The 8,058-nt window shown below is 62.5% G+C and carries 7 protein-coding genes and 2 pseudogenes; 4 read left to right on the forward strand and 5 right to left on the reverse strand.

Features of this window, described 5'->3' with window-relative positions; all coding sequences use genetic code 11:
* Together ASC37_RS11055 and ASC37_RS11990 are read right to left on the reverse strand one after the other, a co-directional pair.
* Nucleotides 1-412 (reverse strand): annotated as a pseudogene (locus ASC37_RS11055) (transposase); the annotation flags it as partial.
* Nucleotides 398-646, reverse strand: a pseudogene (locus ASC37_RS11990) (MerR family transcriptional regulator); the annotation flags it as partial. The pseudogenes ASC37_RS11055 and ASC37_RS11990, both read right to left, overlap by 15 nt.
* 139 nt (nucleotides 647-785) lie before the next feature.
* Between ASC37_RS11990 and ASC37_RS11060 the strand changes: the two are divergent.
* Both ASC37_RS11060 and ASC37_RS11065 read left to right on the forward strand, forming a co-directional pair.
* Nucleotides 786-1,682 (forward strand): cation transporter, encoded by an 897-nt coding sequence (locus ASC37_RS11060; protein WP_055424423.1) that lies wholly within the window; start codon nucleotides 786-788, stop codon nucleotides 1,680-1,682.
* Nucleotides 1,683-1,938: 256 nt separating this feature from the next.
* Nucleotides 1,939-2,328 carry an EAL domain-containing protein gene (locus ASC37_RS11065; protein WP_082438493.1) on the forward strand — a complete coding sequence of 130 codons (390 nt, stop codon included), beginning with the start codon at nucleotides 1,939-1,941 and terminating at the stop codon, nucleotides 2,326-2,328.
* A gap of 199 nt (nucleotides 2,329-2,527) precedes the next feature.
* On the opposite strand, the gene ASC37_RS11070 is transcribed toward ASC37_RS11065, so the two are convergent.
* Both ASC37_RS11070 and ASC37_RS11075 read right to left on the reverse strand, forming a co-directional pair.
* Complete coding sequence (locus tag ASC37_RS11070; protein WP_055424420.1) at nucleotides 2,528-3,910, reverse strand: heavy metal sensor histidine kinase; 1,383 nt, start codon at nucleotides 3,908-3,910, stop codon at nucleotides 2,528-2,530.
* Entirely contained in the window at nucleotides 3,911-4,594 is a 684-nt protein-coding gene (locus ASC37_RS11075; protein WP_055424421.1) for a heavy metal response regulator transcription factor, read from the reverse strand. It abuts the gene before it with no gap.
* Nucleotides 4,595-4,749: 155 nt separating this feature from the next.
* On the opposite strand from ASC37_RS11075, the gene ASC37_RS11080 reads away from it, so the two are divergent.
* Together ASC37_RS11080 and ASC37_RS11085 are read left to right on the forward strand one after the other, a co-directional pair.
* The gene (locus tag ASC37_RS11080) at nucleotides 4,750-6,609 is read left to right on the forward strand and encodes a copper resistance system multicopper oxidase (protein ID WP_055424422.1); all 1,860 of its coding nucleotides are present in this window, start codon (nucleotides 4,750-4,752) and stop codon (nucleotides 6,607-6,609) included.
* A gap of 23 nt (nucleotides 6,610-6,632) precedes the next feature.
* On the forward strand, nucleotides 6,633-7,550 hold the full coding sequence (locus ASC37_RS11085; RefSeq protein ID WP_408646116.1) for a copper resistance protein B: 918 nt from the start codon (nucleotides 6,633-6,635) through the stop codon (nucleotides 7,548-7,550).
* A 179-nt stretch (nucleotides 7,551-7,729) separates the two neighbouring features.
* Here ASC37_RS11085 and ASC37_RS11090 read toward each other — a convergent pair.
* Nucleotides 7,730-8,058: integrase core domain-containing protein (locus tag ASC37_RS11090; RefSeq protein WP_141654682.1), on the reverse strand; the 329-nt coding region annotated here is incomplete at its 5' end.

Genomic DNA, 8,058 nt, shown 5'->3' on the forward strand with positions numbered 1-8,058 from the left:
CATCCAGAAAGAGATAGGGCACTTCGCCCAGAGGACGCTCGCGCCAGGCCGCAAGCCCCTCGTCGAGCCTGGCGGCGGCACGGCTCACCTGGGCGGTGGAGAGCGAAATCTCCGGCCCCAGCAGGCGCTGCAGTACCTCGATCACCCGGCGGGTGGAGACCCCCTGGACGTACATCTCGGCCAGGGCCAGATGCACCGCCTGATCGGTGCGGGTGCCTTTTTCGAGGGCAGAAGGGTAGAAGTCGCCGCAACGCACCTGGGGCACCTGAAAGGTCAGCTCACCAAGGCGGGTGAGTACCGTCTTGGGTTTGTACCCGTTGGCGTAGTCACGCCGTCGCTGCTCAAGTGCGCTCAGTTCCTGGATACGCACCGCGACCTGCTCGATGTGTGCCTCAAGAACACGGTTGACCTCACTGCAATCTTGGGTTGGCACGTTCTTGAGGCGCAACAGCACACGAATCTCGTCGAGCGTCATGTCCAGCGAACGACAGCGGCGAATGAAAAGCAAGCGTTCGACGTGCGCGTCGCCATATAAGCGGAAATTGCCCGCGCTCCGGGACGGGGGCGGCAGGAGTCCTTCCTGCTCATAAAAGCGAATCGTTTGAATCGGACACCCGGTTTGCCGGGCAAGCGCTCCGATCTGCATAGCTGCAACCCCTTTTTATCATCGACTTGACTCTATAGTAGCTATAGAGTGTTAAATCTCAAAATACCCTCCGGATGCTTGCTGGTTTCTGCAAGAGCCTCGCCGGATCAGGAACGAGAAGAATCAAGGACCAATGACTATGACTGATGAATGCCAGAAATCCTGCGGATGTGCGTCCGAGCGGAAGGCGGAGTCCATGACGGGTGCCACGCCGACCGGGACGGGAAGGATGAGTCTGTTCTCGGTGCCGAAGATGGACTGCCCTTCGGAGGAGCGCATGATCCGGCTCGCGCTCGAGAATACGAGCGGGCTGGCCGCACTCGAGTTCGATCTTGGCAAGCGCGAGTTGCGTGTTTTTCACGACGGCCCCGTCGAACCCATTGCAAGCAAGCTTGAAAGTCTCGGCTTGGGCGCCCGTCTCATTGCGTCAACTGAATCGAATGGCCCGCACACTGTCGATGGGCAAAGCGACAGCCAGCCGTCCTCCGAGCAAGAGTCTCGCGTTCTCAAATGGTTGCTTGCCATCAACGCCGCCATGTTTGTCGTCGAAGTGACGATCGGGTGGATTGCGCAGTCCACGGGGCTCATGGCTGACTCACTGGACATGTTCGCGGATGCCGCCGTCTACGGGCTCGCGCTCTACGCCGTCGGCCGTGATACCGGGCACCAGCTGAAGGCGGCGCGGTTGTCAGGCTGGCTGCAACTGTTGCTCGCGCTCGGCGCAATGTCCGAGGTGCTGCGCCGCTTCGTCTTTGGTAGCGAGCCCGAGCCACCGCTCATGATGGGGATCGCGCTCGTTGCGCTCATTGCAAACGTTACCTGCCTTGTCTTGATCTCCAGTCATCGAAAAGGCGGCGCTCACATGAAGGCAAGCTGGATTTTCTCCACGAACGACGTGCTGGCAAACCTGGGGGTGATCGCGGCCGGGGCGTTGGTCGCCTGGACAGGATCGCGTTACCCCGATTTGGTGATTGGCTCGCTCATCGCGCTGCTGGTATTGAACGGTGCGCGGCGCATCCTGCGCCTCGGTGCCTGAAGCAGGCGAGCGCGGGACATGCCGCCCCGGCAATATCAACGACTGAATTCCCGCCCTGGAATTTCACGCTGCGCTGCCCAATCCAATGGCAAGGCTCGCCGGATCAGGCGCTCCAGCACAAGCCCGACTGCCTTTTCCACCACGCACGCCTCGACGATGTCAGGTGCAAGCCGGGTCAGTTGCGCGATCCGACTTGCATGCCCCCGGTCAATGCTCTCGGCTGCCGCGATCTCGGTGATGGAGGGTCACGCGCGCCCTGACCTCGGCCGGGTTTGCGCTGTCCATCGATGATTTCGGCACCGGGTATTCCTCACTGGCTTACCTCAAGCGATTTCCCGTTCATAAACTGAAGATCGACATCTCGTTCGTGCGGGACATGCTGACCGATCGCAACGATCTCGCCATTGTGTCCGCCATCGTTGCCATGGCGAAGAGCCTCGGCCTCAAGACCCTGGCCGAAGGTGTGGAAGAGGCAGCGCAGGCGGAACACTTGCTGGCATTGGGTTGCGACGAAGCACAGGGGTATTACTTCGCCCGTCCGGAGCCGGCCGAGGTTTTCGCGCGCAGGTGGTTGCAAAGCGCATGTCCGAGTCATGATCTCGGTCAGGACGTGGATCGCCAAGAGCAAGGCCACCTCGGTACATGACGGCAAAGCCGCTCCATGGCACCGGGCCCCGGCGCATGATCACGCCCTCGAGTTCTCTCAAACTCTTCGTAGCGTTCACGCTGATCCGTGATCGGGAGCCGTCAGCCCGGTCGGTTCAACAGCGATCGGGGCCATTGCCTCTGCGAAAGCGCACAGACCAAAGGCACTTGGGCTGGCTCGCCCCAACTGCTTCACCTCATCAGGTTCCGCCTGGGAACTCCAGGCAGAACCGGGTCCTGCCCTGCGCGGACGTCACGCTGATCGATCCTCCATGGGTTTGCATAATGGCGCGGGTAATCGCCAATCCCAGCCCTGCGCCGTCGGTTTCCGGATGTGACCGCGATGGGTCAGCACGGTAAAACCGATCGAACAGGCGCGGCAGTACCCTCGGGTCGATGTCCTCGCCGGTGTTCTCGACGCTCACCCGGGTGGCTTGGGAAGACTGGCTGATCTCGATCGTGACCTCGCCATGTGGCGGGGTGTGGCGCAGCGCGTTCGAAAGCAGATTGCTCAGGGCACGGCGGAACATCAAGCGATCACCGACGATCTCGCCCTCACCACGCTGAGCCAGTCTGACGCCCTTCTCCTCGGCGACCGCCTCATAGAACTCGATCAGGGCGTGCGTTTCCTCGGCTGCCGAGAAACGTTCCCGGTTCGGCAGCATCATCCCGCGTTCGGCCTTGGCGAGGAACAGCATATCGGACACCATGCGGCCCAGACGCTGCAGTTCCTCGGCATTGGAAGCCAGGATCTCCCGGTAGGTATCGGCATCCCGCCGGGTAGCCAACGCGACCTGGGTCTGGGTCAGCAGGTTGCTCAGGGGGGTGCGCAGCTCATGCGCCAGATTCGACGAGAACTCCGACAGTCGCGTGAACGCGTCTTCCAGCCGGTCCAGCATCTTGTTGAGTTCGTGAGCCAGATCGGCCATTTCGATGGGTACCGCATCGACCGGCATGCGCTGGTGCAGCCGCTGGCTCGTGAGCGTGGTGGCTCTGGATTTCATGGCACGCAATGGCGCCAGCCCCTTGTACGCGGCAAACCAGCTCAGCAAGCCACAGATGACGATCGTCACGACGGCATAGGTCATCAGGGTGCGCCGCAACTCCAGCATGAACCGTGTGTGATGTGCCGTGTCCATGGCAACAAGGATGTCCAGCCGCGTCGTTGCGTCATAGGCTGGAATAACCCGGACAAGCATCCCGCGAAACGCTCGCCCTTCGTCGGCCCAATGCTTCAGCGCGTCGTTGCCGTTGCCTTCATCCGCCGGTGACAGTTCGCGCGGGAGGCGAAATCCTTCGGACTGGAAGAGCGTTTCACCTTTCGAATCATGGACGCTGACGTACAGCCCGTGATGGTGGCTCAATGCCTCACGCAGCAGCCACTTGGCGTCCTCGGCCGAATTGGATCGCGCCAAAATATTCTCGATCAGGTGCTGCTTGTCCTGCAGCGCCATGTGATCCAGCTCGATGAAATGCCGCTCGGATGCAGCGATGACCAACAAGGCCAATCCAAACACGACGGCCGACGCCGCCAACGTAAAGAAGAGGGTGAGCCGGGTCGTCAGTGACAGGGAGCGCAACATTCAGCGCTCCTGCGGTGCTTCCAATACGTAACCCATGCCACGTACGGTGTGGATCAGCTTGACCTCATGCCCATCATCGATCTTCGCGCGCAAGCGCCGGATGGCCACCTCGATCACATTGGTGTCGCTGTCGAAATTCATGTCCCAGACCTGCGAGGCGATCAGCGAGCGGGGCAGGACCTCGCCATGACGGCGCATCAGCAGTTCCAGCAAGCCGAACTCTTTGGCCGTCAGTCTGATTCGTCGCCCGCCGCGTGAAACGCGTCGGCGCAGCAGGTCCAGTTCGAGGTCGGCCACGCGCAGCACGGTGCTCTCGTTGCCACTGCGCCCCCGGCGCAGGATCGTGCGCACGCGGGCCAGCAATTCGGCAAAGGAGAAAGGCTTGACCAGATAGTCGTCCGCTCCGAGCTCAAGGCCTTTGACGCGGTCTTCCACCTGATCGCGTGCAGTCAGGAACAGCACTGGCATCTGCAGGCCGCGACGGCGCAAGGACTGGAGTACCTGCCAGCCGTCGAGGCCGGGCAACATCACATCCAAAATCACCAGGTCGTATTCGCCCTGCAAGGCCAGGTGCAGGCCATCCGTGCCGTCCTGCGCCAGATCAACCACGAAACCCGCTTCGCTCAAGCCTTGACGCAGGTACTCGCCCGTTTTGGGTTCATCTTCGACGATCAGTATTTTCATGAGGGTGCTCCGCCATATCGAATAGCCGCTAGTGTGACGATTTTGGGCGCACCTGACACGATGATAACAAAAATGTAATCTGACAGACAGCTTCCTAACAGGGGTGGCCCTCTAGCATGTCATCCACGAAATCAGCAATTCATTGCGAGGAGCCCATGCCACCCTTGAGACCGTTTCATTCACCGTTGCCGTTGGTGCCCGCTCGGCGGCGTTTCGTGCGCGGCTTGGTCGCTGGCGGCGTCATGATCGGCCTGTCACCCTGGCTGCGTGCTGCGGCGCAGGGGCTGTCCGACACGCGCACGGGTGCAGCGCCCGTGCTCAGCGGCACGAACATCGACCTGGTGGTCGGCGAATCGCCGGTCAATTTCACCGGTAAGCCACGGATGGCGACCACCATCAATGGCTCCATCCCGGCGCCGACGCTCAAACTGCGGGAGGGCGACACAGTCACCATCCGCGTCACCAACCGCCTGCGCGAAGCCACGTCGATCCACTGGCACGGGATCATCCTGCCCTACCAGATGGACGGGGTGCCCGGTATCAGTTTTCCGGGCATCCCCCCGGGCGAAACCTTCACTTATCAGTTCCGCCTCGAACAAACCGGCACCTACTGGTATCACTCGCACTCCGGCATGCAGGAGCAGACCGGCATGTACGGGGCGTTGATCGTCGAGCCGCGCGATGCCGACCCGATCCGTGCCGACCGGGACTACGTCGTGCACCTGTCCGACTGGACCGACGAAGACCCCATGCGGGTGCTCGCCAAGCTCAAGGTGCAGAGCGACTACTACAACTACCACCAGCCGACGGCCATTGACTTCTTCCGCGACGTCGCCGACATGGGGCTTTCCCGCGCACTCGACAAGCGCGCGATGTGGAACCAGATGCGGATGAACCCGACCGATCTGGCCGATCTCTCGGCGGCGACCTTGACCTACCTGATGAACGGCGTCACCCCTGCCGGCAATTGGACTGGCCTGTTCCGGCCGGGCGAGCGCGTGCGTCTGCGGTTCATCAACGGCGCGGCCAACACCTTCTACGACGTGCGCATCCCGGGGCTCAAGATGACGGTGGTGCAAAGCGACGGGCAGAACGTCGAGCCCGTCACCGTCGATGAGTTCCGCTTCGGGCCGGGCGAGACCTACGACGTGATCGTCACGCCCCGAGAGGACGCCTACACGATCTTCGCGCAATCGATGGATCGAACCGGCTTCGCCCGCGGCACGCTCGCGGTGCGCGAGGGCTTGAGCGCCGCCGTGCCTGCGCTCGATCCCGTCGAATGGCTCACCATGGCCGACATGATGGGCGCGATGGACCACGGCGCGATGGGGCATGGCGGCTCGGCCATGGGCGCGATGGACCACGGCGCGATGGGCCACGACATGCCGGGCATGAAGCACGACATGTCCGGCATGAACCATGGCGCGATGGCCATGGATCACGGCCAGCACGCGATGCATGGCATGACAGGCGGCGCGATGGCCAAGCCCAGCGCCACGGTCCGTCACGCACGCACGGAATACGGCCCAAGCACGGATATGCGGGTGGACATGCCGCGCACCAATCTTGACGATCCGGGCATTGGCCTGCGCAACAACGGCCGGCGCGTGCTGACGCTGGCCGACCTCAAAACGATCGGCGGCCCTCTCGATCCTCGCGGGGCCGAGCGCGAGATCGAGCTGCACCTCACCGGCAACATGGAGCGCTATACCTGGTCGCTCGACGGCCTCGAGTTCGGCAAGAGCACGCCGGTGCACCTGAAGTACGGCGAGCGGGTGCGCGTCATCCTGCACAACGACACGATGATGACGCACCCGATGCATTTGCACGGGATGTGGAGCGAGGTGGAAACGCCCGACGGGCAGTTCCTGGTGCGTCGCCACACCATCCCGGTTCAACCCGCGCAGCGCGTCAGCTTCCTCGTGACCGCCGACGCCCTGGGTCGCTGGGCCTGGCACTGCCACCTGATGTTGCACATGGACATGGGCATGTTCCGCGTGGTGGTCGTGTCATGAAACTGATCAAAAGAAGATTCGCCATGAAACCCTGTTCTCTCTTCACTGCGGCGCTGGTGTTGCTCGGTGCGGCACCCGTCTGGGCGCAAACAACGATGGAAGGCGGCGGCCATGCCGGGCACCCGGGCACGGCTCCAGCCCCAACGCGAGCCGAATCGCCCGCGAGCGCCACCATGGACCACGGCAGCATGAACATGCAGGGCGGCCCCGCCCCCGCCGATGCCCGTGATCCGCACGCGTATTCCAATGGCTTGACTTTGGAGTCGGGCCCTTACGCACTCCCCGGGCCACGGCAACTTCGGCTGTCCGATGAACATGCGTTCGGCAGCGTGCTCCTCGATCGCCTGGAGCGCGTTTACACGAAGGACGGGAACGCGACCGCCTATGACGCGCAAGCCTGGTTCGGCGGCACCTACGACCGCCTGGTCCTCAAGGCCGAGGGTGACGTCGCCAAAGGCAAACTGGAGGAGGCACGCACGGAGGTCCTGTGGGGCCACGCGGTGGCTCCGTTCTGGGACACCCAACTCGGGGTGCGGCAGGACAGCGGCACGGGGCCTGACCGGACCTGGCTCGCTTTCGGCATCCGGGGACTCGCGCCGTACTGGTTCGATGTCGATGCCACCGCCTACGTCGGCAGCTCGGGACGCACGGCACTGCGCCTGTCGGGCGAGTACGAACTCCTGCTCACCCAGCGCCTGATTCTGCAGCCCCGCATGGAAGTCAATCTGTATGGCCAGCGCGATGAAGCGCGTGGCCTGGGAAGTGGGCTGGCCGATGCGGCGGCAGGCCTGCGCCTGCGTTACGAGTTCTCGCGCCAGTTCGCGCCCTACGTCGGCGTCGAATGGGCTGGCAAGTTCGGACAGACCGCCGATTTTGCGCGCGCCGAAGGACAGCGTACCCGGGAAACGCGTTATGTGGCGGGTGTGCGGCTGTGGTTCTAGAAGCCGCCACGCGCAACTCCGATCTTATTCACCAACCCTAAGGAGAAACCGATGATGAAGAAAACCCTGAGCGTTTTGATGCTGGCCGCCTTGCCTGTGTTGGCGCTGGCCGGTGGGGGCCATCAGGGCGGCCATGACATGGCCGGGCATGATTATGAGATCAACCGTCAATTTGCTCCCTATCTTGGGATCGAATGGAAGGCAAAATATGTGTCAGGTCCCGGACGATTACGTGGCACTTTTATGAAAAGTTCCGGTTTTTCTTTGTACCATCTTTTCATGGCCTCGATGGGCGGGACATGCCCCAGGGCTTTCTGGGGAATGTGGTGATTGTACAGCCAGACGTAGCGATGAATCGTTGCCTCCAGCGCTTCGCGGCTGTCGAAGCGATGGGTGGCGAGTACCTCGCTGATGCGCCCATTGAAGCGCTCGACCATGCCGTTCGTCTGCGGACGGCGAGGTTTGGTCAGCCGATGCTCGATGTCGAGCGCCTGGCACAGTTCATCGA

It is taken from the genome of Tepidiphilus thermophilus, assembly GCF_001418245.1.
GTDB classification, from domain to species: Bacteria; Pseudomonadota; Gammaproteobacteria; order Burkholderiales; family Rhodocyclaceae; genus Tepidiphilus; species Tepidiphilus succinatimandens.

Bases quoted from the DNA above. Each gene is read 5' to 3' on its own strand.
- ASC37_RS11060 (WP_055424423.1), top strand. From the start codon at position 786: ATGACTGATGAATGCCAGAAATCCTGCGGATGTGCGTCCGAGCGGAAG.
- ASC37_RS11070 (WP_055424420.1), bottom strand. From the start codon at position 3,910: ATGTTGCGCTCCCTGTCACTGACGACCCGGCTCACCCTCTTCTTTACG.
- ASC37_RS11075 (WP_055424421.1), bottom strand. From the start codon at position 4,594: ATGAAAATACTGATCGTCGAAGATGAACCCAAAACGGGCGAGTACCTG.
- ASC37_RS11080 (WP_055424422.1), top strand. From the start codon at position 4,750: ATGCCACCCTTGAGACCGTTTCATTCACCGTTGCCGTTGGTGCCCGCT.
- ASC37_RS11085 (WP_408646116.1), top strand. From the start codon at position 6,633: ATGAAACCCTGTTCTCTCTTCACTGCGGCGCTGGTGTTGCTCGGTGCG.